A 1,948-nucleotide genomic window follows, 5' to 3' on the forward strand; every position below is an offset into this window, starting at 1 on the left:
GGACGCGGAGCCCCCGACGTCGGCGCAGGACCCGTAACCGTCAACAAATTGCCAGAAGCGTCATAGGTGTAATCCGTCACAAACCCGCGCGCGTCCGTCATTTGGGTGGGACGCCTGGCGAGCACTGGGATAGAGGTGTCAGCATAGGTCACCGAGACCGTGGATGTGGGCAGACCCGACCCCAACTTTGGTTTATGCTGGTACGCGACCACATTACCTTTGCGATTCAACAGCCAGGTCTCGCTGTCGCCCTCAGGATACTGGACCCAGCTCGGCGTCCCGCGCTGGAAGCCATACAGTGTGGTCTGGTTTAAGTGATCCGTGACGGAAACCAGGGTCGGCTCGTAGCGCGGCGGATCGTAGGAGAAGTTCTCGCTCCACTGCAGCTTGACCGTTGTCACATGTCCATTTGGATCGGTGATGGTGTTGACGGACGTCTGATCGAACCACGTCGGGTCTGGCTTAGATCCATAAGAGTAACTCCAGGTTCCATTGCCGTCGAAAACCGTCTTAACCGCCGTCTGCTCATTGTCCCAGATATAGCCCGAGTTGATGACAGGCCACTGGGCTCCGGATACCCAGATCACCCCATCAGGAGAGGACCGCTGTACCCGGCCAAGGTTATCGACCCAGCTATTGTTCACCAAAGTCAGGGTGGGCCATTCCTGCGTCAGGACGCACACGTTAGCCGTGGGCGCGCAGGCTTCCACAGTATTGTTGATCGCCTCGACCTTGACGACATTCGGCCCCGATCCCGCGTGCTCGAAATGGATTTGATAACCGCGTGTGCTGGTTACTGATTGCAATCTAAGGTTTACGCCACTGGTCCCGCTATAGTGATAGGTCAGCACCTCTCCGCTTGGCCGCGTTACCGAGAGAAGCGAGGCCTCGTTGGCCATTGCATTGTCTTCCCAGCTCCTGAGCGCCGTAGCATAGGAAGCCATCGAACCGTCTGGCGCGATATAGGTGTAGACACCACCGCTCAAACTCAAGGTTCCGCCCCGCCCCCCTTTCAGGATGTAGCCTCCGTCCGAGCTCCGTGTGAATATTATTGAATCACCGAAGTAAGTGACCGTTAATGTTTGCAGCGAACGTCCAGGATTGAAGAATCTGTTAATCCCAGCGGCTAAGCTGTGCCGGTAGTACGGCCCATCAATAGATCCTTCTATTACAGATATACTGTTAGAAAGTCCTTCCGCTCCACCAACCGCTACCGTTCCCAAGTTCATGGTCAACGAGCCACGGACCATGTCCACCCCGTTGCGATCAGTGATCGAGAAAACCTTGGGGCTGGGGACGTCAATTTGCGCTACTGTGGGTGCAGCGGCAAACGCCCAAACTGTCGCGACCAGCACCGACGAAATCGGCGACCGAGGCATGGCCTTCAGAGAGCCGACAATGACACCCCGCTCCATAAATTGCATTGGACGTAGAGAGAGGAGCGCGCCTGCCATTTCAGATCTGCTTGGCGCTTTGAACGGTTCAGTTCTCGTCCGTCCACCTCCGTCTGCGCGCGGGGTCCCTGCGCCTCGTGCGCCGGTCTGCCTAATCCACACCTTCGATCTCCAATGCAAAGTCGCCCCATGGCGAATAGCTGGCGGTATTGTTCGCATCGACCACCTTCACACGGAACTGTCCGCTCGTGGTTTCCGTCTGCGCCGAGGTGAGCCGGATAGAGGCCGTCGTCCCGCTGACACTGGTCGTAGGCGTCGAGCCTGAGACGTTCTGTAGTTCGACCTCGGCTGTCCAAGAACCGGAGGCGCCGCTGACGGTGAATTCCGTCGATGCTCGCGCCGTGACAGGTTTGCCGTACCTCGCTCTTGCAGCACTCGAAATATTGGTTCGAGCCAGCGTGACGCTTGCGCCATAATAGTTGTTATCGGCGTCGAGGACGCCGCTTTGGTAGTGGTGGTCGATAAAGGCGCCGGTCGTGGCGTTGTAGACCTGA

The 1,948-nt window shown here is 57.6% G+C and carries 2 protein-coding genes; both read right to left on the reverse strand.

Features of this window, described 5'->3' with window-relative positions; translation table 11 throughout:
• Positions 1 to 1,424: RHS repeat domain-containing protein (locus AC1RKE_RS15990; RefSeq protein ID WP_492897485.1), on the reverse strand; the 1,424-nt coding region annotated here is incomplete at its 3' end.
• A 121-nt stretch (positions 1,425 to 1,545) separates the two neighbouring features.
• On the reverse strand, positions 1,546 to 1,948 hold a 403-nt coding region (locus tag AC1RKE_RS15995; protein ID WP_492897487.1), incomplete at its 5' end, for a hypothetical protein.

This window comes from Brevundimonas sp. GW822-FHT03E11, assembly GCF_058801445.1.